A 21,196-nucleotide genomic window follows, 5' to 3' on the forward strand; every position below is an offset into this window, starting at 1 on the left:
CGAAAGGGTGCCGTGTGGCGATATCGTTTCGGCGGGCTGATTATCACTTCCCCGGAGGCCCCGCCAGTCAGACGGAAGTTGGCTCTGTTCAACGCGGGTGTAGCCACGTCAGCCGCGCCATGCAGAGGCCTGAAGCGATAGCCGCCGCGCCCGCGATCATCAATGCGGCTTGCGGTGACGTTCCGCTGAGAAGCAGGGCGAAGGCGAGGGGAGCGGCGGCATTGACGATGAGATTGGGCGTCGAGATTAATCCCAGCACTTCGCCATAGCCGCGCCGCCCGAACAGAACGAGCGGCACCGCGCCCTTGGCGATGGTGACGAGCCCGTTCGATGCGCCATAGAGCACGGCGAAGACGAGCGCTGACACCCACGAAAATCCGCCTGCCCAGAAGATCGCCAGCGCCACCGGCAGCAGCCCGAAGGCGATGAGGCCCAGATGCACCGCCTTGAGCTTTCGCCCCAGCAGGATTTCTCCGATGCGGCTTGCCACCTGCGAGGGGCCAATGAGGGCAGCCATGGCAACGGCTTCGTCGCCCCGGAAGCCCAGCCCGTCGAAGAGCGGCACCACATGGGCGGAGATCGAGGAGAAGACGATGCCGTTCAGTGCCAGTGCCGCCGCGAACCATGCCATGGCCTTGCGGCGGTCGATGCCTTGCAGCGGGACGACGGTATCTTCCGCCTGCGTTTCGGCTGCCTTCTCGCCTTGAGCGTCTTTCAGTACGAGGGCATGGATGGGCAGGCAGACAATGATGTGGAGCGCTGCATAGGACAGCATGGCATTGGGCCAGCCGATGCTGACGGACAGCCAATGGCTGACCGGCCAGAAGACCGTGGAGGCGAGTCCGCCGAAGAGTGTCAGGTATGAAATGGCGCGGCGGGCGCCCGCGCCCGCGATCTGTGCGAGGCTGGCGAAGGCAGCGTCATAGGTTGCAAAGCGCATGGCGATGCCGAGCACCAGCCAGCCTGCGACATAGGCTGCTGGATGCTGGATGAGCCCGATCAGCCCGCAGCCCATGGCGGCCAGCACGGAACCCGCCATCATCATGTTTCGGCCGCCGTTGCGGTCGATGAAACGTCCGGCCCATGTCGAGATCAGTCCGCTCAGCAAGAGGGCCGCCGAGAAGGCGCCGAAGATCAGCGCCTTCGACCATCCGGTCGTCGCTTCGATGTCCTGCGAGAGGGCGCCGAGCGCGTAGTATGTCGTTCCCCAGCCGATGATCTGGGTGATGCCAAGCCCGGTGATGACGAGCCAGAGGGGCACTGTTCTAGCGAAGCTCGTCCCACCAGATGGGGTTGCTCCAAGCGCGCTTGCCTGCATTGTCGATCACCACCACGCGGAACCAGCCGCTCTGCTTTTTCAAGAGCCAGCCCTTTTCCAGCTTGGCAAGATCGAAGCTGGCGTCGGTGATGGCGCGGCCATTCCGCACCGCCGTCCGCGAGGTGCCGCAGAGCACCGTGATCGTATCGACGGGTGAACACGAGATCGAGATTTCCTTGCCGTTCATCTCGATTCCATGGATCTGCGGACCCATGCTCGAATAGTGGAGGCCCTTCTTCAGGCTGGCCAGAAGGGCTTCGGGGTCGAGGCTTTCGGCCTTCACATGAACCCATCCGCCGAAATGGTCGGGCGTCTTGAAATGCGCGTCATCGGTGGCGAAGGCCGTGAGGCGCTTTCCTTCCGTGAGCATCTGGTCGAGAAGATACCAGCCGTCGCCGCGGTCGTTCTCGATGGCGCAGCCGTGGTTGTAGATTTCGACTGCGTGCGCTGACGTGATGGCGCGGCCATCCTCGATGGTGAGATGCGACCATGCGGGGTGCGCGATGCCGATGAAGGCGCCGGCCTCCGCCGCGCGGGCCGAAACCTGCGCACCGTTTTCACCATCGAGATTGCGCGGGAAGTCCAGCGGCAGGCCCGCCGCCACGATGTGCCAGAGCTCGCCGACCGCCGTTTCGGGCGCGTGCAGTTCGGCGCCAATCAGCGTCGTGAAGCTGTTGGAGCGGAAAGCCCGCGTATCGGCGATGGGGAAATCGAAGTTGCCGATGAAATGCTCGGACAATTGCATGAAGTCGTAGCCTGCGTTCTTGTAGGCATCGACGACCGCCTTCGGCTCCAGCGCGCCGTCGGACAGGTTCGAATGGGTGTGCAAGTTCCCGCGCCAGAATCGGCCGGGGGCGGAGAAGGGAGCAAGCAGCATGTTCAGTTCCTGGGGTTAAACGCTCATCTGCATGCCAAGCTCGACAACGCGGTCGGGCGGGATGCGGAAGAACTCTATTGCGCGCGCCGACTGGTTTGCCAGCATGATGAAGATGCGCTGCTGCCAGAAGGGGAGTGCAGAGCGCGCCGACATGCGTAGAACTCTTCGGCCAAGGAAATATGACGCCTGCCGCGGGTCGATCTCGAGCCCGAACGGCGCGCAGGCGCGGAGCGCCTTGGGCACGTCCGGCTGCTCCATGTAGCCGAAGCGGGCCTCGACGAGCCAGGCTCCCATGGGAAGCTGCTTTACGATCACACGGTCTTCGTTCTCGAGGCGCGGTTCGCTCGTCGTCTCGGCGGTGATGAAGACGAGACGGTCATGTAGCACGCGATTGTGCTTCAGGTTATGCATGAGGGCGCTGGGCGCATAGAGGGGATCGGTCTGCAGGAAGATGGCGGCGCCGGCGACACGCGTGGGCTGGCGGCGCTCAAGGCTTTCGAGCAGCGGCACGAGTTCGACCGATTCTTTCCTGAGCTTTGCGGCCAGCGCCTGGCGCCCGCGCATCCAGGTCACCATCAGCATGATGATGGTGGCACCCAGCAGCACCGGCATGTAGCCGCCACTGGCAAGCTTCAGGCCGTTGGCCGCAAGGAACATCGCTTCAATGACAAAGATCAGCACGAGCAGGGGGATGACTATCCAGCGCGGCATCGTTCGCGCTTTCCAGAAGAAGATGAGGGCGAGGATGGAATCGACGATCATCGACGTGTTGACAGCAATGCCATAGGCCGAGGCAAGATTGCTGGACGACTTGAAGACCAGCACAAGGATTATGACGCCGGTGAGCACCATCCAGTTGATCTGCGGCACATAGATCTGGCCCTGTTCGGTCTCGCTCGTGTGGGTGATGCTCATGCGCGGGAACAGGCCGAGCGACATCGCCTGCTGCGCGATCGAGAACGCTCCAGTGATGACTGCCTGCGAGGCGATGACCGTGACGGCGGTGGCAAGGATCACCAGCGGGATGAGGCTCCAGCCCGGCGCCATGAGGAAGAACGGATTTTCAACCGCATGGGGGTGCGAGATGATGAAGGCGCCCTGGCCCAGATAGTTGAGGATGAGGCCGGGGAACACGACCGAGAGCCACGCAAGGCGGATGGGCTTGGCGCCGAAGTGACCCATGTCGGCGTAAAGCGCCTCACCGCCGGTGACGGCGAGGAACACGCCACCGAACACCAGCAATGCCAGGGCGGGCCGCTCGATCAGCATCGAGAGGCCGTAGGCCGGATTGAAGGCGTAGAAGATGTCGAGGTCGTCGAAGATATGCATGAAGCCCATGATCCCGAGTACCAGGAACCACAGGGCGGTGATCGGCGCGAAGAGGGCGGCGACGCCCGAGGTGCCCTTGTACTGGAACAGGAACAGCGTGATGAGAATCGTCAGGGTCAGCGGCACGACATAGGGCTCGAAGCCGGGATTGATGACCTTCAGTCCCTCGACGGCGGACAGCACCGACATGGCGGGCGTGATCATCGCGTCGCCAAAGAAGAAGGCTGCGCCGATGATGCCGAGGGCCAGCACGAAGCCGCCCTTCTTCTGCAGAAGCGTTTCAACCAGCACCACGAGCGAGAGGATGCCGCCTTCGCCACGGTTGTCGGCCTTCATCAGGAACACGACATATTTCAGTGTGACGATGAGGATGAGTGCCCAGATGAGCAGCGAGGCCACGCCCAGCACGGCGAGGCGCAAGTCACCGCCGGCGGTCGTAACCGGGTGGAGCGCTTCGCGCATCGCATAGAGCGGGCTTGTGCCGATGTCTCCGAAGACGACGCCGATCGAGGCGATGGCCAGCTTTATGGATGACTTCGATGGGCCGTGGGCCTGATCGTTCTGCTGTGACATGCACGCGCCGTTGAGGCGCCGCTCCCTGAAGATTTTCCGGCGGCTATTCGGCCGTCACGACGGCGCGGCATTCAGCAGGAAGGGCCGCGAGAGTCAAGGGCGGGGCAGGCTTGGGCGGCTTTGCGTTCGGGTCGGGTTTCGCCTTCTTCCAGGGAATGTCGCCCATCCAGTAGGCAAGCTCCTCGCCGCATCCAGTCCCGTCCTTTGGCCGCGCCGGTGCCTGGTTTTTGCAGGTGGTCGAACCCTTGGGGCAATTGATGCGGATGTGGAAGTGATAGTTGTGCCCGTAATAGGGACGGACCTTGGCAAGCCATGACTTGTCGCCCTTGGCCCATTTGCACAGCTCTGCCTTGATCGGCGGGTGAACGAAGATGCGCGCGACTTCATCATAGGAGGCGGCGCGCTTGATCAGCCGTGCATGAGCCTCGGTCCACACCGCTTTGTCCATGGTCTTGCGGTCCTTCACCACAAGTTTCGCTGAAATGTCCTCGCGCTCCCGCCTGGTAAGAGTGCGGTTGGGCATCGGGGTGAGCCAGACGTCGGCATCAAGCCCCACCTGATGGCTGGCATGGCCTGAGAGCATAGGGCCGCCACGCGGCTGGGCGAGATCGCCGACGAGGAGGCCGTTCCAACCGTCCTTTTCCTTGGCTTCCTTGGCGAGGTCTTCGACGAGGGCCACGAGATCCGGGTGACCCCAGTTGCGATTGCGCGACAGGCGCATCACCTGCCATGCAGGCCCATCAACGGGCAACGCCGCGCCTCCTGCCATGCAGCCCTTGGCATAGGAACCGATGGCGCGGGATTTAAGCGTCGAGGTCGGCACCTTCTGGCCGCCGAATACCTTCTTTGCCGGCAGTTTCATCAAGGCCTGGTCGCTCATGGCGGCGAGTGCCCGCGAATCGGTTGCGGTCTGGGCCTGCCCCGATGCGTGCGGCAGACCGATGAATAGCAGGGTGGCAAAGACGATTGGGCGCAGCATGACGGGCCTCACTTCTTGCGAAAATGGTCGAGTGACACGACCTTTGCCGCCTCATTTTGCGCCGCGCTTTCGGACACTTTTGGGGCGGGCGGCGGATCGGGCTGGTTCTCGATCTTGCCCGAGGCAGTCTTGGGAGCTTCCACCTCGCGGGGTTTGCGCTCTACGGGTGCTGCCTCGAACTGGAGTCCGAACTGAACAGCGGGGTCGAGGAAGCCCTTTACCGCGTCGAAGGGGATGACCAGCTTTTCCGGCACGTTGTCGAAGGAGAGTTCCACCTCGAAGCGGTCTTCCTGGACATGCAAGTTCCAGTACTGGTGCTGCAGCACGATGGTCATCTCGCGCGGGTATCGCTGCGCGATCTTTTCGGACAGCTCGACTCCCGGGTGTTTCGTGTTGAAGGCGATGTAGAAGTGATGCTCGCCGGGTAGCCCGGTCGTCGCCGCGATGCGGAGCGCGTCCCGCACCACGCCCTTGAGGGCGTTCTGGGCGAGGAGGTCATAGCGCATCAAGTCTTCTGGCATGCTGGATTCCGGGCGATGTGATCGAATATGCGTCGCCCGTATCATAGCCGCCCGGGGATGGCAAAGTCATCCGCAGAAAAATTGGGCCGCTTGAACTGTAATGAGGAGATGAAGTGCCGGCTTCTGTTGCCAGGTGCCGGCGAACCCCGCCTTGAACTGCTAAGCCCAAGGACTTGATTTCCCTAGCTCAGGCTGCTTACGCAGCCACCGCGACGGGAGCATAGTTGTCGTTGGCAACTATATGTTTAGCCCGATAACGTCGGAGCCATCACGAGCAAAAAGCAACCCTTTACGCCCTCGTCGATCCTATTTCGCCCCCATCGCAGGCTCCCCAGCGGAAGCCCGGAAGTCTGTGGTGGAGGCGCCGGGTACTGCCCCCGGGTCCGAAAGGTTTATTGCGATTACCGTTTATCACCATAGTCATGCCCGTTGCCGGACGTGACAGTCTGAATATAGGGCCATGGCCGCCCAATTGAAAGGGGCTGATAAACTTCGGCAGCCGGTTCGCATTCCTGCACGGAATCGTCTAAACCTCGGCCCCATGAAACAGTATCTCGAGCTGATGCGGCACGTGCGGGAGCATGGGCATCGCAAGGAAGACCGGACGGGTACGGGCACGCTGTCCGTGTTCGGCCATCAGATGCGCTTTGATCTCGCGCAAGGGTTTCCGCTGGTCACCACCAAGAAGCTGCATCTGCGCTCGATCATCCACGAACTCCTGTGGTTCATCCGGGGCGACACCAACGTCAGGTATCTGCATGAGAACAAGGTCACCATCTGGGACGAGTGGGCGGATGCCAATGGCGATCTGGGGCCCGTCTATGGCGCCCAGTGGCGCTCGTGGCCGGCGCGTGACGGTTCGGCAATCGACCAGCTGGCGGATGTCATCGCCCGTATCCGCCAGAACCCGGATTCGCGGCGCCTGATCGTCACCGCGTGGAACCCGGCAGACGTTGACAAGCAGGCGCTGCCGCCCTGCCATTGCCTGTTCCAATTCTACGTTGCGGGTGGCAAGCTGTCCTGCCAGCTCTACCAGCGCTCGGCCGATATCTTCCTCGGCGTTCCCTTCAACATCGCCTCCTATGCGCTGCTGACCCACATGGTCGCGCATGTGACGGGCCTCAAGCCCGGCGAATTCATCCACACGCTGGGCGATGCCCATCTCTATCTCAATCACCTGGAACAGGCCGACGCACAACTGCAGCGCGAACCGCTGCCGCTGCCGCGCCTCGTGATGAAGCTCGATGTGACGGAGATCGGCGACTTCCGCTTCGAGGATTTCGAGATCGCAGGCTACCAGTCGCATCCGCATATCGCGGCTCCCGTCGCGGTATAGGGGATGAGCGCTCTAGGCGAGGATTTCACCGGCGGCTGGTTCCGCAGGCTCTACTGGCCGGCCAGTGCTCCGGGTCTGTGGTACGGGCTGCTGGCGGCGCTTGGGCTGATCATCCTTCATCAGGGGTTGCAAATCTTTCTCTCGGCCATCGCGGTCGTCGCGCTGTTCGGCGGCAGTTTCGAGAATACCCGCGATCTGGTGAAGGCAAGTCTCGTGGTGCTGTTTCCAGCCTCGCTCATCGTCGCCTGGGCCGCGTGGTGGCTGGCGGGCCGCAAAGGCGGCAAGCCGGGGGAGATACTGGCCTTGCGCGTCCCGAAGTTCACAGGATTGGGCTGGATCGCGTTGCTCGGCGGGTTCATGGTGACGATGTATCTGGCGATCATTCTCATCGTCACCCTGTCGGGCATCGACCTTTCGCAATATACGCCTGGTCCTGACGGGCAATCGCCGGACAGCGGCTCGGCGGGGCTCGTCAAGGAGGCGATGTATGACATCGCCAACGAGCCATGGCTGTTCCTGCTGGTGTTTCCATCGATCGCCATCGGCGCGCCGCTTGCAGAGGAATTCATCTTCCGGGGCCAATTGTTTTCGGCCCTGTCGTCGACGCGGCTTGGCGTTTCGGGCACCACGTTCGTCACATCCGCACTCTGGGCGCTCATGCACATGTCGGAGCCTTGGCTGTCGGTGGGTCTTATCTTCGTCATGGGCCTAGTGTTTGGGTGGATGATGTACCGCTTCGGCAGCCTGTGGGTGACGATTGCCTGCCATGGGATGTGGAACGGCACCTACGCGCTCATCATCTTTGCCACGCTGGGGACGCAGCCATGAGTATCGAAATCCGGGAAGCCCGCGCCGGGGATGGCGCCGCACTCCATGCCATGGTACGGTCGCTGGCGGAGTCGCATGGCGAGTTGGCCCAATTCCGTGCCTCGCCTGCCGACTACGAAGTGGCGTTGTTCGGCGAACACCCTCTCGTGGGGGCATTGCTGGCGCTCGCCGATGGGGTTCCCGCGGGATGTGCCATCTGGCACCGCAGCTTCTCCACCTTCCGAGGCCGCGAGACGATGTATCTGGAAGACCTCTCCGTGCTGGAGGCATACCGGCGCCAAGGCATTGCGCGGATGCTGCTGAAGGCGGTGGCGCGGCTGGCGGTGGCGCGCGGCATGGCCTCGATCAGCTGGCACCTGATGGCGTGGAACGATGGCGCCCGTGCACTCTACGAGGAAGCCGGGGCCGACATCGAGGAGGGCGTCTGCATTTGCCGACTTCATGGCGCGGCACTGGAAAGGTGGTGTGAACGCGACTCGCTGTCAGGGCTCTAGTGCAATTTCAAGACTTGATTTTAAATATTTACGTGACATTAAAGGGCTAGAAGGAACTTTAGTGGGCATTTTTGCCTTTTGATGAAGCCGAACTAAAAACTGGCTCGTCAAAATCTCGGGGAGTTGAGCTAATGGATAACCGTCCATTGTTATCGCTTGTGGTGGCGAGATCTAGGAACGGTGTCATAGGCTGTGATAACCGACTTCCGTGGAACGTACCGTCTGATCTCAAACGATTTAAAGAAGTAACAATGGGTCATCCCATCGTGATGGGGAGAAACACTTTTGAATCGATTGGTAGACCCTTGCCTGGCCGAACCAACATCGTTGTCAGCCGTGATCCAATACATTTGAGATCGACAGTTAAGAACGGAATTGAAGTTTTTGACAACCTAGAGGACGCTCTTTTCCGAGCCGAGCACGTTTGTATGGCATCGGGTGTCAGTGAGGTTATGGTTGTGGGGGGTGGCGAAGTTTTTAATTCGCTCCTTCCGCGCGCAGATAAAATTTATCTTACGGAAATTGATGTTTTTATTGATGATCCAGCCGCGATATATTTTGATGTTGATCTGTCTGGTTGGGCTGAGACTTACAAGCTGTCCGGACGTGGGGCAAATGATGAGTATTCATCCTCATATTTGATTTTGGAGCGCACTTCGAAAACTCGCTTCGAGGGTGTCGGATTGATTGGTTCGATTGCGGCCGAGTAGAATCTTAGCAGTTTGTTTCCTCCCAGTTTGCCCCATTAAAATTCTGTTAGCTTCTGGCTGCGACGCCTGTAATTCTTCTGATGTCATGGACATTTGGGAAGCGTCTCCCTATATCCGTGCGATATCTCATCACGACATCACAAGAAGAAAAGGTGACATGAATGCCGTGGAATTCCGAAGGCGGTGGCGGCGGTAACCAGGGGCCCTGGGGCCAGGGACCGTGGGGACAGGGCGGCGGGCCGCGCAAGCCCAATCAGGGCGGCGGGCGCGGGCCAACTCCGCCCGATCTCGACGACCTCATCCGCAAGGGGCAGGACAAGCTGAAGCAGGTGCTTCCTTCGGGCGGCGGCGGTCGCTTCGGCTGGCTGCTGCCGGTGGCGCTTCTCGGGGCCTTCGTGATCTACAACAGCATCTATCAGGTCCAGCCCGACGAACGTGGCGTGGTGTTGCGATTCGGCACCTACAACCGCACGGCCGAGCCGGGCCTGCACTTCGCGTTGTGGCCGATCGAGACCATGGAGAAGCCGCGCGTCGGCGCCGTCCGCCAGATCAACATCGGCAACGATGGGTCCGAAGGCCAGATGCTGACGGCGGACAAGAACATCATCGGCGTGCCGTTCTCGGTGTTCTGGCGCATCAACGATCCGAAGAACTTCCTGTTCAACGTCGCGGACCAGGAGCGTACCATCCGCGCCGTCTCGCAGAGCGCCATGCGCGAGATCGTCGGCCAGACCCGCGCGCAGGCGATCCTCACCACCGGCAAAAACACGGTCGAGGCGCAGGTGATGGAAATCACCCAGAGTCTGCTCGACGAGTACAATGCCGGCGTCATGGTCACGTCGATCAACCTGGGCGACGTGCAGCCGCCGCGCGAAGTGGCAAACGCCTTTGCCGAAGTCGTGCGCGCCGGACAGAACCAGCAGCAGCTGATCAACGAGGCCGAGCAGTACCGCAACCAGCGCGTCCGCCTGGCGGAAGGCGAGGCTGCCAAGCTGGTCGAGGATGCCAATGGCTACAAGGCCCGCGTCGTTGCCGAGGCAGAGGGTGAAGCGGCCCGCTTCCTCTCCGTCTACGAGCAGTACAAGAATGCCAAGGACGTGACGCGCCAGCGCATCTTCCTCGAAACCATGGAGCAGATCCTCGGACAGACCAACAAGATCATCATCGAGGATGGCGCCAACGGGCAGGGGGTCGTTCCCTATCTGCCGTTGCCCGAGGTGCAGAAGCGCCAGGGCGGCAGCACGTCGAACTGACCGGGAGCAAGAAGAACATGACAAAGAGCATTCTGGGCATTGCAGCGGCCGTCATCGCCGTCCTACTCTACATGTCGTATTTCGTCGTCGACGAGAAACACAAGGCGCTTGTCCTGCGCTTCGGCGACATCAATCGCGTGGTCGAGAAACCGGGCCTCTACTTCAAGCTGCCCTTCGCCGATACGGTCACCATGATCGAGGACCGCATCATCATCTGGGAGAACAACGACCGGCCGGTGCAGGACGTGGCCTCGCAGGTCTATATTGTCGATGCCATCACGCTGGCGCGCATCTCCAATGCCCGCCTGTTCCGTGAAACGCTCGGCGCCGACCTGCTGCAGGCCGAAGCCCGCGTGGCGGCCCGCCTCGATGCGGCATTGCGCCAGACCTATGGCCGCCGCTCGTTCGATGCGGCTCTTTCGTCAGACCGCGCTGTGATGATGCGCGAAATCCGCGACCAGCTCCGCGAGGAGGCCGATACGCTCGGCATCGAGATCGTGGACGTTCGCGTGCGCCGGACCGACTTGTCCGAGAACGTGCTGGAACAGACCTACAAGCGCATGGAATCAGAGCGTAACGCACTGGCCCAGGACATCCGCTCGCAGGGTGAAGCGACCAAGACCCGCATGAATGCCGAAACCGACAGGACCTACACCGTGAAGCTCTCGGAGGCGCGCAAGCAGGCCGAGATCGTGCAGGGCCAGGGCGACGCCGAGCGTAACCGGGTGTTCGCCGAAGCCTTCCAGCAGGACCCGGAGTTCTTCTCTTTCTACCGCTCGATGCAGGCCTATGCGAAGAGCCTCGCCACCGACGGAACGACGATGGTGCTGAAGCCGGATTCCGACTTCTTCCGGTACTTCATGGGCAGGCCGCCAGGAACCGCCGCTCCGGCAGAGGTGCCCGCCCAGCCGGTTCAATGATCCCCAACCTCCTGTTGGCCCTCGGTCTCGTACTTGTGATCGAGGGCCTTCTTTATGCCTTGGTTCCGGGGCACCTGAAGGCCATGATGTTGTCCATGCAGAAACTGTCCAACGACCAGCTGCGTATAGGTGGTTTGATGGCGATGGGCGTGGGCGTGCTGGCCGTGTGGATCGTGCGAGCTGCGTTTTTCTGAAATTCGACTGGGAGAGCGGTGAAGATGAGCGGGAATGTGATCAAGGTGAAGGCCGTTGCGGCGGCGTTGGGACTGAGCCTGCTGGCCTTGTCCGCGGTTCAGGCCGAGGAAATTGCGCCGTCGCCGCAGATCAACCAGCAGCCGGCGCCCGGCGAGAATCTCACCCCCACGCAACCGCAGCTTCAGGAGCTTCCCTCCGTCGCCGATCTGGCGGACCGGCTCTTGCCGGCCGTGGTCGAGATCACCATCGAGTCCCGCGGTCCTGGCGGTTCGGCGACGCCAAGTATTCCGGGGATTCCGGGTGGAGAAGAGCAGGGACAGCCTTCTCCCGATGATCCCAGCAATCCCTTCAAGGATTTCTTCGACGAGTTCCTGAAGCGCCAGCCCGATGGGCAGAACCAGCCGCGCATGACGTCGATGGGGTCGGGATTCGTGATCGATTCCAGCGGACTGATCGTCACCAACAACCATGTGGTCGAGGGTGCCGAAACCATCGAAGTCCATATGCACGACGATACTGTTCTCAAGGCCGAGCTCGTGGGCCGCGATCCCAAGACCGATCTCGCGGTCATTCGCGTGAAGCCCGAGAAGCCGCTTGCCATCGTCTCCTTCGGTGACAGCGACAAGCTGAGGATCGGCGAGTGGGTGATGGCCATCGGCAACCCCTTTGGCCTCGGCGGCTCCGTCTCGCTGGGCATTGTCTCGGCGCGCAACCGCGACATCAATGCCGGCCCGTATGACGACTATATCCAGACCGACGCCGCTATCAACAAGGGCAATTCCGGCGGCCCTCTGTTCAACCTCAAGGGCGAGGTGATGGGCATCAACACGGCGATCTTCTCGCCTTCGGGCGGCTCCGTCGGCATCGGCTTCTCGGTGCCTTCCAATACCGCGAAAAACGTCATCAGCCAACTCGTGCAATATGGCGAGACTCGGCGCGGCTGGCTCGGCGTCAAGATCCAGTCGGTGACGCCCGACATTGCCGATTCGATCAACCTTGGTCGTCCGCGCGGCGCTCTGGTGGCCGACGTTACCCCGACAGGCCCCGCCGAACAGGCCGGCATCCAGTCCGGAGACGTCATCGTCGAATTCAACGGCCGCGCGGTCAACTCCATGCGTGACTTGCCCAAGATCGTGGCGGAAACGGAGATCGGCAAGAAGGTTCCGGTCAAGCTTCTCCGCAAGGGCGCGGAAGTGAGCGTCATGGCCGAAGTGGGCCGGCTTGAGGATGGAGAGAAGATGGCTGCGGCAACGCCCGGCCAGGGTGGCGCAGACAAGGCGGCGCCAGCCGTCGTCACGGTGCTCGGCATGACCGTCACCTCGATGACCGACGAACTGCGCACCAAGTATTCGATCGACAAGGACATCAAGGGTGCCGTCATCACCGAGGTGGCGGCAGATGGCCTGGCGTCCGAGAAGCGCCTAGAGCCGGGCGATGTCATTACGGAAGCCGGCGAGCAGGAAGTCCAGGGTGCCGCCGACATCTCGGCCCGCGTCGAGGAAGCCCAGAAGGCCAACAAGAACTCGATCCTTCTGCTGGTCGCCAAAGGCGGCAAGCAGGGCGAGATGCGCTTCATCGCGCTGAAGCTGAAGAAGTAGCGGGCTTACAAAGCAACGGCGGTTCGCATCGGATGCTGCAACCGCCGGTCACGCAGAGGGCTGGAACGCGCGCCTTTGGTTTACAAGTCCTTGTCTTGCGTGTTTATTCGGTTCATGCGCCTCCTCAGATCCATTCTTGCTGCTCTCGCGGTGTTTGTCTGCGTGGTGTCGCCCGGCCTTGCCGGGGGCAGAGTGGCGCTGGTCATCGGCAATGGCAGCTATGAAGGTACCACGGTGCTCGCCAATCCGGTGAACGATGCCGCCGATATCGCTGTCCGCTTGCGCGATTTGGGATTCACTGTGGTCGAAGGGGTCGATCTCGGCAAGCGGGAGATGGAACAGAAGATCGGCGAGTTCGCCGACCTCCTCGAAGGAGCAGAGGCAAGCCTCGTCTATTTCGCGGGCCATGGCGTGTCGGACAATGCGGGGCGGAATTTCCTGGTACCCGTCGATGGCCATCTCGACGCGCCGGGAAAGCTCAGGTTCGAGTCGATCGCGGTCGACGACATTGCGGAACTGATGAGCCAGCAGACCCAGGTGAGCATCCTCATTCTCGACGCGTGCCGCAACAATCCGTTCAGCCGCGCGCCCAACCAGGCGAAACGCGGCGCGGTCGATGGCTCGCCGGGGCTTGCGTCTGGAAGCTCCTATGCCGGTGTCTATACGATCTATTCGGCGCAGCCCGGCGCCGTGGCACTGGACGGCGAGGGGCGCAACTCGCCATTTGCCACCGCTTTTCTCAAGCACATCGGAACGCCGGGCGTCACCGTCGAGACGATGATGGGCGCAGTCAAGACCGATGTGATGGCGCTCACCCAGGACTTTCAGGAGCCCGATGCCAACGGCCTTCTCGGCCGGCCCTTCAGCTTCGTGTCTGAAACAGTGCTCGCCACGCGCTCGGTTGCGCCGTCCCTGGAGGACGCCCCGGCCTTCACGTCGCGCATCGCGGACCAGGCGGCCATCCGCAGTTTCATCGAGACCGAATATCTCGATCCCGATGTCGTCAATCTCGAGACGACGCTCAAGCGAATGTATCTCGATCAGGTCAATGCCTATGGTTCCTTCGTCAACTTCAGCGAACTGGTTCTGGTAAAGCGCGGCTTCTTTGAACGCTTCTCGAAGTGGAAGCTCTCGCTCTATCCCGGCACTCTATCGATCGAGTTTCCATCGCAGGATGAAGCGAAGGCGACCTTCGTCATGCACTATGTCTATTGGGAAAAGCAGAAGCCGCAAACGCCTGCCGAAGGCAATTACAAGGTGGCCCTCGAAATGGTGAGAAGTGCTGACGGGCTCTGGCGCATCCAGTCGGAAGCCGCGATTCAGTAGGCAGCAGCCGGCAATCGGTCCACAAATTCGGAGCGGCTGTATCCTTGCAGGAACAACAGCGCGGTGAGGTCGCCATGGTTGATGCGGACGGGTGCTGCTTCCTGCACCTTGGGCTTGGCGTGAAGTGCCACGCCGAGGCCCGCCTCAAGCAGCATTGGCACATCATTGGCGCCGTCACCCACAGCGATGGTGTCAGTCCTGTCTATGGAAAGGTCCGCGCAGATCCGGTGCAGCGCCTCGACCTTGGCCTGTTGGCCGAGGATGGGAAAGCCCACGGTTCCGGCGAGCTTCCCGTCTTCGATGATCAGCGTGTTGGCCTGGTGCTGGTCGAAGCCCAGATGCTGCGCCACATGCGAGGTGAAGGGCGTGAAGCCGCCGGAGACAAGAGCCGTGTGGGCGCCATTGGCCTTCATGGTGGCAATGAGCTGGTACCCGCCCGGCATGTAGGTGATCCGTTCACTGAGGATGCGGGCTATGATGGCCTCGTCCAGCCCCTGCAGCAGTCCCACGCGCTCCTTCAGGGCACCCTCGAAATCAAGCTCGCCCTGCATGGCGCGAATGGTGATGTCCTTGATGCGCTCGCCCACTCCCGCCATGAGTCCCAACTCGTCGATGCATTCCTGCTGGATCATGGTTGAATCCATGTCGGCGATGAGGAGTCGTTTTCTCCGGCCTTGCGCGAGAATGATGTTGGTATCGACCGGGTGTGAAGCGAGGGCCGCGATGAAGTCCGCTTGCCGTGCGAAGGGCGCCACTTCCGCCGCCTCGGCTTCGTCCAGCCATCGCGGTGCCGTGCCGCCGAAGTCGCGCAGAATCTCCACCACCGCCGTATCGATTGCGCGCGAGCCGGGGGCTGCTATGAGAACGAGAACCGAATCCATGTGGGCGACACCTTGAAGAAACGCGCGCTGCTTATTGCAGGCCCCACCGCCAGCGGCAAGTCTGCCCTGGCTCTCGACCTCGCACGCAAGTGGAACGGCGTCATCATCAACGCCGATGCGCTTCAGGTCTATCAACCGTTGCGCATCCTGACCGCGCGGCCCCTGCCCGAGGAAGAGGCGATGGTTCCGCACCGGCTTTACGGCCATGTGGGCGCGGAACAGTCCTGGTCTGTCGCCTCATGGTTGGCGGACGCTTCGCGCGAGATCGAGGCGGCATGGGAGCAGGGGCTTTACCCCATCGTGACGGGCGGCACGGGTCTCTATTTCAGGGCGCTGGAGCGCGGCCTGGCGCCGGTCCCTCAAATTCCTGATGAGGTTCGAGTCCGCTGGCGGAGTTTCGAAGGCGATCTCCACCAGGAACTCTGGCAGCGTGACCCTGCCATGGCGGGACGGCTCATCGCCACCGACAGGCAAAGGCTGGTGCGGGCACTCGAAGTCGTTGAAGCCACCGGCCGTTCGCTTCTCGATTGGCAAAGAGATGGCAAGGAAAGCGCGCCGCTGGAGGGCGTGGAGGTCGAGCGCATCTTCATGGAGGTGCCGCGTGACGAGCTTTACATGCGTGCCGAGCAGCGGTTCCGGCAGATGCTGAACGCCGGGGCGCTGGAGGAAGCGCGCACGGTGATGGATCTCGATCCTGTGCTTCCGATGATGAAGGCCATCGGGTTGCCTGAGTTGATCGCCCACCTGAAAGGCGAGACAACTCTTGAGGAAACCGCCACGCTGGCAACTATCGCGACCCGCAACTACATCAAGCGCCAGCTCACCTGGTGGCGCGGGCAAATGGGGCATTGGCGGGAGGGGTGACTGGCCTCCCTGCAACGCCATTTTTCCAAGCGAATTGCGCGTATGGGCGAAGATTGAAGGACGAGGACGTCTTGAGCCATATCCTATGGCGCATCAGGGTTGACGTTGCTGAATACTACGCTAAACTTTAGGTTTAGCAGTTCCACCGTTCAAGAGGAATGCCGCAATGGCAACCATCACGGGTACGGATAGCGACGACCTCATTCTGCTTGGCACCGGGGCAAATGACTACATCTATGGCCTCGGCGGAAACGACGGTATGGTCGGTGGCGGCGGCAACGACTTTCTCGAAGGTGGAACGGGAGCCGACATTCATGACGGCGGCGCTGGGATGGACACGGCAAGCTACGCCGACTCGACCGCTGCCGTTCTCGTGAACCTGGTCGCTGGCGGGCTCGGCGGCTCCGCCGAAGGCGACAGCTATTTCTCGATCGAGAATGTAACAGGATCAGTATACGGCGATCTAATCATTGGCGACGATTTCGCCAACAGGATTGAAGGCTATGCCGGGGACGACTTCCTGTATGGCGAGGGGGGCGATGACACCATTCTGGACGTTGGCGGCTCCACATACGCTTACGGAGGTGAAGGCAACGACTACATATGGGGCATGACGGGCACCAGTGCGCTTTTCGGCGGAGAAGGTAACGACGTCATTTACAGCGATGAGGGCAACGATACGCTGGATGGTGGTGCCGGCCAAGACGCTCTCGCTGGAAGAAACGGCAATGACTTTCTCAAGGGCGGTAGCGACGATGATGTGCTTTCCGGAAATCAGGGCGTTGACGTTCTCACGGGTGGCTCTGGCAATGACTCGCTGTGGGGTGGGCAAGACGCAGATCAACTCTTTGGTAACTCCGGCATAGACACTGCGGAGTATTTGGAGAGCGATGGCGGCGTCATTGTCAATCTCGGCACCAGGACGGGTTCAGGCGCATTTGCGGAAGGCGATACCCTGTCAAGCATCGAGAATCTGAAGGGCTCATCGTTCGGCGACAGACTCATTGGAAACAATGTTGCGAACCGGCTCGAGGGCGATGACGGCAACGACGTGCTGACAGGCGGAGGCGGTGCTGACCTGCTGTTTGGCAGCAATGGCGCAGACACCTATACGGGTGGAACGGGAGCCGACGAATTCGTGATGTGGGGCGATTTTACCGGCGTCGACCGGTTCACCGACTTCACTACGGGCAGTGACAAGATTCTGGTTGTGGCCTCGACGTTTGGCGGGGGCCTCTCAGCTGGTCAGCAGTTGCGCGGGCGGTTTCAATCGAATGCCACGGGCATAGCCGAGGACGCCAACGACCGCTTCATCTACAACACCAGCAACGGTGCGCTTTACTTCGACGTCGACGGAACGGGGGCGGCGCAAGGCCAGTTGCTCGCCCGTTTTCTGTCACTATCTACGTCTCTGGTCTCGACGGACCTGGAACTCGTCGGATGGTAGCGGGAGACCAGGCCCTTCATTGCTTCGCAGTGTGAGGGTCTGCTTGACAACCGGAATTGTCAGACAGCCCAATTCTTTCAGAGCGAGACCAAAGCGATGGCAACGATATTAGGTACGGATGACGACAACCTCATTCTGCTGGGAGCCTCGGGGGATGACGTTATCTACGGCCTTGGCGGGAATGACGGGATAGCCGGCCTCGATGGCAACGATGTCATTGAGGGCGGGCTTGGCGCCGACATTCTGGACGGCGGCAAAGGGACCGACACGGCCCGATATACGGATTCCGCCGTGGCCGTCATCGTCAGACTGGAATTTGGCGGGCAAGGCGGGACGGCCGAAGGCGACAGCTACTTTTCCATCGAGAACGTCATCGGCTCCGCACACGGCGACACCATCAATGGCGACAGCCAATACAATACACTCTCCGGCGGCGCGGGAGACGACTTCCTCAATGGCGGCGGCGGTACCGATATCCTTATAGGCGGGCTGGGTGCCGACGTGCTGAACGGTGGATCGGGCAGCGACTGGGCAAGCTACGAATTCGCCTCATCCGGCGTTCTCGTGAACCTCGTGTCTGGCGGGGTGAGCGGCGAAGCGGAAGACGATGTCTACGCGGGAATAGAGAACATCGTCGGGTCTGCCCACGAGGATCTGCTGATTGGATCGGACAGCGAGAATTTCATGTTCGGCGGCGGCGGCACCGATTACCTTTATGGAGAAGGCGGCGAGGACCACATCAATGGCCTCGATGGACACGACTGGGCATACGGCGGCGAAGGCATAGACGAAATCGACGGTGGTTCAGGAAGGGACAATGTGTACGGCGGAAACGGCGATGATGCTGTCTTCGGCGGCTTGGGAGCAGATACGGTGATGGGCGATGTCGGAAACGACTTCTGCTCTGGAGGGATGGGAAACGATCTTATCAACGGAGGCTCGGAAGCGGATGTCATCGATGGAGGTGAGGGGCAGGACATCATCGATGGCGGCACCGGCAGCGATATCATTCATGGTGGCGCAGGCGCGGATGTGATCTCCGGCGGTTCCGCCCGCGACTGGATCAATTTCGACTATGAGACTATTGGAGTGACAGTCAATCTTACGTCCGGCACTGGTCAAGGCGGAAACGCGACGGGCGACACTTATTCCAGCATCGAGAACGCAGCCGGCAGCTTCGGAGCAGACTTGCTCATTGGCAACAGGATCGCGAACGAGCTTTACGGCAACCACGGAAACGATACGCTCAGAGGTGGTGCCGGCAATGACCTGATCACGGGCGGTTCGGGCGAAGACACGTATACGGGTGGAACGGGAGCCGACAAGTTCCAACTGGAACTGGATGCCACCGATCACTTTACCGACTTTGTGTCGGCCGTGGACAAGTTCATCGTCAATGCCTCGTTATTCGGTGGCGGGCTTGCAAGCGGGGGAATTCTGGGAGGCAGATTTCAGTCGAACACCACAGGCCTTGCCGAGGATGCCAACGACCGCTTCATCTTCAATTCGGCGGCGAACAGGCTGTACTTCGACAGCGATGGCACCGGTTCTGCCGCTAGGCTGCTGATTGCCACATTCGATACGATGGCCGAGCCCATCCTCAGCAGCGATTTCCTGTTGGTGTGAACCGAACGACGGGTGCGCGTCAGAAGTACCTTCGCAAAAGCCCTTGACCTTCAGCCAGACCGCACGTAAATCGTCCACCATGAACACCATTCTTGTAGTAGGACCGCGCAACGCCGGGGAGGCTTAAGGCCTCCAGGAACTGGTGGTGTTGCGCGGAAATCAGGCTCCCTCGGGGGCCTTTTTTATTGCCTGAATGCAAAATGCGTGTTTGACGGAACGAGACATACTCAAGAGGTTTGAAATGGCCACGAACGAGATGACAGGCGCTGAAATCGTGCTGAAGGCACTGGCTGACCAAGGGGTCGAGCATATCTTCGGCTATCCGGGCGGCGCCGTGCTTCCGATCTATGACGAGATCTTCCAGCAGGAGAAGGTCAAGCACATCCTCGTCCGCCATGAGCAGGGTGCCACCCATGCGGCGGAAGGCTATGCGCGCTCCACCGGCAAGTGCGGCGTGGTGCTCGTCACCTCCGGCCCCGGCGCCACCAATGCGGTGACCGGCCTCACCGACGCCCTGATGGACTCGATCCCCATGGTCTGCCTCACCGGGCAGGTGCCCACCCACCTGATCGGCAACGATGCCTTCCAGGAATGCGATACAGTCGGCATCACGCGCCCCTGCACCAAGCACAATTATCTCGTGAAGGACGTGAATGACCTTGCGCGCATCCTGCATGAGGCCTTCTACGTGGCAACCCACGGGCGGCCCGGCCCGGTCGTGGTCGACATTCCGAAGGACGTGCAGTTCGCCACTGGCAAGTATGTCGGCCCCAAGAACATCGAGCACAAGACCTATCGCCCTAAGGTGAAGCCCGACCAGAACGCCATCCGCGCGGCGGTCGAACTCATCGCCTCGGCGAAGCGGCCGGTGCTCTATACGGGCGGCGGCGTCATCAACTCCGGCCCGACCGCATCCAAGCTGCTGCGCGACTTCGTCGAGATGACCAACATCCCGATCACCTCCACGCTGATGGGTCTCGGCGCCTATCCGGCTGCGGGCAAGAACTGGCTCGGCATGCTCGGCATGCACGGCATGTACGAAGCCAACATGGCGATGCACGACTGCGACGTGATGATCAACATCGGCGCGCGCTTCGATGACCGCATCACCGGGCGCCTCAATGCCTTTTCGCCGGGTTCGAAGAAGATCCATATCGACATCGATCCCTCGTCGATCAACAAGACGGTGCGTGTCGACATTCCGGTCGTCGGCGATGTCGCCCACGCGCTGGAGGACATGATCCGCGTGTGGAAGTCGAAGTCGCTTTCGCTCGACAAGAAAGCGATGGACGTCTGGTGGAAGCAGATCGACGGATGGCGCGCGCGCGATTGCTTGCGCTACAAGAAGAACGCCGACGTCATCATGCCGCAATATGCGATCGAGCGGCTTTATGAACTGACCAAGGACAAGGACACCTACATCACCACCGAAGTGGGCCAGCACCAGATGTGGGCCGCGCAGTTCTACCGCTTCGAGGAGCCGAACCGCTGGATGACCTCCGGGGGCCTCGGCACCATGGGCTACGGACTGCCCGCCGCCGTCGGCGTGCAGCAGGCGCATCCGAAGTCTCTAGTCATCGACATCGCGGGCGATGCCTCGGTGCTGATGACGATGCAGGAGATGTCGACGGCGATCCAGTACCGGCTGCCGATCAAGATCTTCATCCTCAACAACCAGTACATGGGCATGGTGCGCCAATGGCAGCAGTTGCTGCACGGCAACCGGCTGTCCGAGTCTTACACCGAAGCGCTTCCCGATTTCGTGAAACTGGCGGAGGCCTATGGCTGCGTCGGCATGCGTGCGACGAAGCCCGGCGAGCTCGATGACAAGATCAAGGAAATGATCAAGACGCCGCATCCGGTCATCTTCGATTGCCGCGTCGCCAACCTCACCAACTGCTTCCCGATGATTCCTTCGGGCAAGGCGCACAACGAGATGCTGATGGGCGAGGACGTTCCCGACGAGGAAGTCGGCACCGCCATCGACGCCAAGGGCAAGATGCTGGTCTGATCCCGCCAGGCGCGAACGCAGGAGAAATGCGAATGGCGAGTGATCTGCCTTTGCCGGACATGCCCGACGCGGAATATTTCTTCCGTGCCGGGCGCGGCCGTGCGCGGGAG

General features: G+C 61.2%; 19 protein-coding genes and 1 other RNA gene. 13 read left to right on the plus strand and 7 right to left on the minus strand.

Annotated features, from left to right (window positions below; translation table 11 throughout):
* Window positions 1-88 precede the first annotated feature (88 nt).
* The 6 genes from ACEW8Q_RS14950 to ssrA all read right to left on the minus strand — a co-directional run bounded on the left by ACEW8Q_RS14950 (window position 89) and on the right by ssrA (window position 6,079).
* On the minus strand, window positions 89-1,261 hold the full coding sequence (locus tag ACEW8Q_RS14950) for an MFS transporter (RefSeq protein ID WP_373504849.1): 1,173 nt from the start codon (window positions 1,259-1,261) through the stop codon (window positions 89-91).
* Between the two features lie 4 nt (window positions 1,262-1,265).
* Window positions 1,266-2,195 (minus strand): CehA/McbA family metallohydrolase, encoded by a 930-nt coding sequence (locus ACEW8Q_RS14955; RefSeq protein WP_373504850.1) that lies wholly within the window; start codon window positions 2,193-2,195, stop codon window positions 1,266-1,268.
* Window positions 2,196-2,210: 15 nt separating this feature from the next.
* The gene (locus ACEW8Q_RS14960; RefSeq protein ID WP_373504851.1) at window positions 2,211-4,097 is read right to left on the minus strand and encodes a potassium transporter Kup; all 1,887 of its coding nucleotides are present in this window, start codon (window positions 4,095-4,097) and stop codon (window positions 2,211-2,213) included.
* A gap of 43 nt (window positions 4,098-4,140) precedes the next feature.
* Complete coding sequence (gene mepA, locus ACEW8Q_RS14965; RefSeq protein ID WP_373504852.1) at window positions 4,141-5,076, minus strand: penicillin-insensitive murein endopeptidase; 936 nt, start codon at window positions 5,074-5,076, stop codon at window positions 4,141-4,143.
* A gap of 8 nt (window positions 5,077-5,084) precedes the next feature.
* Entirely contained in the window at window positions 5,085-5,597 is a 513-nt protein-coding gene (locus ACEW8Q_RS14970) for an SspB family protein (protein ID WP_373504853.1), read from the minus strand.
* A gap of 112 nt (window positions 5,598-5,709) precedes the next feature.
* Window positions 5,710-6,079, minus strand: a transfer-messenger RNA (tmRNA) gene (gene ssrA, locus ACEW8Q_RS14975).
* 59 nt (window positions 6,080-6,138) lie between these two features.
* Between ssrA and ACEW8Q_RS14980 the strand changes: the two genes are divergently transcribed.
* From ACEW8Q_RS14980 to ACEW8Q_RS15020, 9 genes are all read left to right on the plus strand, one after another.
* The gene (locus ACEW8Q_RS14980; RefSeq protein ID WP_373504854.1) at window positions 6,139-6,933 is read left to right on the plus strand and encodes a thymidylate synthase; all 795 of its coding nucleotides are present in this window, start codon (window positions 6,139-6,141) and stop codon (window positions 6,931-6,933) included.
* Between the two features lie 3 nt (window positions 6,934-6,936).
* Complete coding sequence (locus ACEW8Q_RS14985) at window positions 6,937-7,761, plus strand: lysostaphin resistance A-like protein (RefSeq protein WP_373504855.1); 825 nt, start codon at window positions 6,937-6,939, stop codon at window positions 7,759-7,761.
* A complete protein-coding gene (locus ACEW8Q_RS14990) occupies window positions 7,758-8,255 on the plus strand; it encodes an N-acetyltransferase family protein (RefSeq protein ID WP_373504856.1) in 498 nt (165 codons plus the stop codon). Before ACEW8Q_RS14985 ends, ACEW8Q_RS14990 begins: the two co-directional genes overlap by 4 nt.
* A gap of 131 nt (window positions 8,256-8,386) precedes the next feature.
* Window positions 8,387-8,965, plus strand: coding sequence for a dihydrofolate reductase (locus ACEW8Q_RS14995; protein ID WP_373504857.1), 579 nt, complete (start codon window positions 8,387-8,389; stop codon window positions 8,963-8,965).
* A 161-nt stretch (window positions 8,966-9,126) separates the two neighbouring features.
* On the plus strand, window positions 9,127-10,218 hold the full coding sequence (hflK, locus tag ACEW8Q_RS15000; protein ID WP_373504858.1) for an FtsH protease activity modulator HflK: 1,092 nt from the start codon (window positions 9,127-9,129) through the stop codon (window positions 10,216-10,218).
* A gap of 17 nt (window positions 10,219-10,235) precedes the next feature.
* Window positions 10,236-11,138: a protease modulator HflC gene (gene hflC, locus ACEW8Q_RS15005; RefSeq protein ID WP_373504859.1), complete on the plus strand. Its 903-nt coding sequence runs from the start codon at window positions 10,236-10,238 to the stop codon at window positions 11,136-11,138.
* Window positions 11,135-11,332: a DUF2065 domain-containing protein gene (locus ACEW8Q_RS15010; RefSeq protein WP_373504860.1), complete on the plus strand. Its 198-nt coding sequence runs from the start codon at window positions 11,135-11,137 to the stop codon at window positions 11,330-11,332. Before hflC ends, ACEW8Q_RS15010 begins: the two co-directional genes overlap by 4 nt.
* Window positions 11,333-11,356: 24 nt before the next feature.
* A complete protein-coding gene (locus ACEW8Q_RS15015) occupies window positions 11,357-12,931 on the plus strand; it encodes a Do family serine endopeptidase (RefSeq protein WP_373504861.1) in 1,575 nt (524 codons plus the stop codon).
* Window positions 12,932-13,045: 114 nt separating this feature from the next.
* On the plus strand, window positions 13,046-14,257 hold the full coding sequence (locus tag ACEW8Q_RS15020) for a caspase domain-containing protein (RefSeq protein WP_373504862.1): 1,212 nt from the start codon (window positions 13,046-13,048) through the stop codon (window positions 14,255-14,257).
* On the opposite strand, the gene serB is transcribed toward ACEW8Q_RS15020, so the two are convergent.
* Complete coding sequence (gene serB / locus ACEW8Q_RS15025) at window positions 14,251-15,138, minus strand: phosphoserine phosphatase SerB (RefSeq protein WP_373504863.1); 888 nt, start codon at window positions 15,136-15,138, stop codon at window positions 14,251-14,253. The two genes, ACEW8Q_RS15020 and serB, sit on opposite strands and share 7 nt — an antisense overlap.
* Window positions 15,139-15,150: 12 nt before the next feature.
* Between serB and miaA the strand changes: the two genes are divergently transcribed.
* The 4 genes from miaA (at window position 15,151) to ACEW8Q_RS15045 (ending at window position 21,086) form a co-directional block, all read left to right on the plus strand.
* Window positions 15,151-16,002, plus strand: coding sequence for a tRNA (adenosine(37)-N6)-dimethylallyltransferase MiaA (miaA, locus tag ACEW8Q_RS15030; RefSeq protein ID WP_373504864.1), 852 nt, complete (start codon window positions 15,151-15,153; stop codon window positions 16,000-16,002).
* Window positions 16,003-16,168: 166 nt separating this feature from the next.
* Window positions 16,169-17,449, plus strand: coding sequence for a calcium-binding protein (locus tag ACEW8Q_RS15035; RefSeq protein ID WP_373504865.1), 1,281 nt, complete (start codon window positions 16,169-16,171; stop codon window positions 17,447-17,449).
* Window positions 17,450-17,545: 96 nt separating this feature from the next.
* Window positions 17,546-19,075, plus strand: coding sequence for a hypothetical protein (locus tag ACEW8Q_RS15040; protein WP_373504866.1), 1,530 nt, complete (start codon window positions 17,546-17,548; stop codon window positions 19,073-19,075).
* Between the two features lie 241 nt (window positions 19,076-19,316).
* A complete protein-coding gene (locus ACEW8Q_RS15045) occupies window positions 19,317-21,086 on the plus strand; it encodes an acetolactate synthase 3 large subunit (protein ID WP_373504867.1) in 1,770 nt (589 codons plus the stop codon).
* Window positions 21,087-21,196: the final 110 nt, after the last annotated feature.

Source organism: Aestuariivirga sp. (assembly GCF_041738905.1).
GTDB lineage: Bacteria > Pseudomonadota > Alphaproteobacteria > Rhizobiales > Aestuariivirgaceae > Aestuariivirga.

Excerpts from the sequence above, each read along its gene's own strand:
- ACEW8Q_RS14960 (WP_373504851.1), bottom strand. The coding sequence starts at position 4,097 with ATGTCACAGCAGAACGATCAGGCCCACGGCCCATCGAAGTCATCCATA.
- serB (WP_373504863.1), bottom strand. The coding sequence starts at position 15,138 with ATGGATTCGGTTCTCGTTCTCATAGCAGCCCCCGGCTCGCGCGCAATC.
- ACEW8Q_RS14970 (WP_373504853.1), bottom strand. The coding sequence starts at position 5,597 with ATGCCAGAAGACTTGATGCGCTATGACCTCCTCGCCCAGAACGCCCTC.
- hflK (WP_373504858.1), top strand. The coding sequence starts at position 9,127 with ATGCCGTGGAATTCCGAAGGCGGTGGCGGCGGTAACCAGGGGCCCTGG.
- ACEW8Q_RS15010 (WP_373504860.1), top strand. The coding sequence starts at position 11,135 with ATGATCCCCAACCTCCTGTTGGCCCTCGGTCTCGTACTTGTGATCGAG.
- ACEW8Q_RS15020 (WP_373504862.1), top strand. The coding sequence starts at position 13,046 with ATGCGCCTCCTCAGATCCATTCTTGCTGCTCTCGCGGTGTTTGTCTGC.
- ACEW8Q_RS14980 (WP_373504854.1), top strand. The coding sequence starts at position 6,139 with ATGAAACAGTATCTCGAGCTGATGCGGCACGTGCGGGAGCATGGGCAT.
- ACEW8Q_RS14955 (WP_373504850.1), bottom strand. The coding sequence starts at position 2,195 with ATGCTGCTTGCTCCCTTCTCCGCCCCCGGCCGATTCTGGCGCGGGAAC.
- ACEW8Q_RS15015 (WP_373504861.1), top strand. The coding sequence starts at position 11,357 with ATGAGCGGGAATGTGATCAAGGTGAAGGCCGTTGCGGCGGCGTTGGGA.
- ACEW8Q_RS15040 (WP_373504866.1), top strand. The coding sequence starts at position 17,546 with ATGGCAACGATATTAGGTACGGATGACGACAACCTCATTCTGCTGGGA.
- ACEW8Q_RS14985 (WP_373504855.1), top strand. The coding sequence starts at position 6,937 with ATGAGCGCTCTAGGCGAGGATTTCACCGGCGGCTGGTTCCGCAGGCTC.
- ACEW8Q_RS14995 (WP_373504857.1), top strand. The coding sequence starts at position 8,387 with ATGGATAACCGTCCATTGTTATCGCTTGTGGTGGCGAGATCTAGGAAC.
- mepA (WP_373504852.1), bottom strand. The coding sequence starts at position 5,076 with ATGCTGCGCCCAATCGTCTTTGCCACCCTGCTATTCATCGGTCTGCCG.
- ACEW8Q_RS14990 (WP_373504856.1), top strand. The coding sequence starts at position 7,758 with ATGAGTATCGAAATCCGGGAAGCCCGCGCCGGGGATGGCGCCGCACTC.
- ACEW8Q_RS15045 (WP_373504867.1), top strand. The coding sequence starts at position 19,317 with ATGGCCACGAACGAGATGACAGGCGCTGAAATCGTGCTGAAGGCACTG.
- ACEW8Q_RS15035 (WP_373504865.1), top strand. The coding sequence starts at position 16,169 with ATGGCAACCATCACGGGTACGGATAGCGACGACCTCATTCTGCTTGGC.
- hflC (WP_373504859.1), top strand. The coding sequence starts at position 10,236 with ATGACAAAGAGCATTCTGGGCATTGCAGCGGCCGTCATCGCCGTCCTA.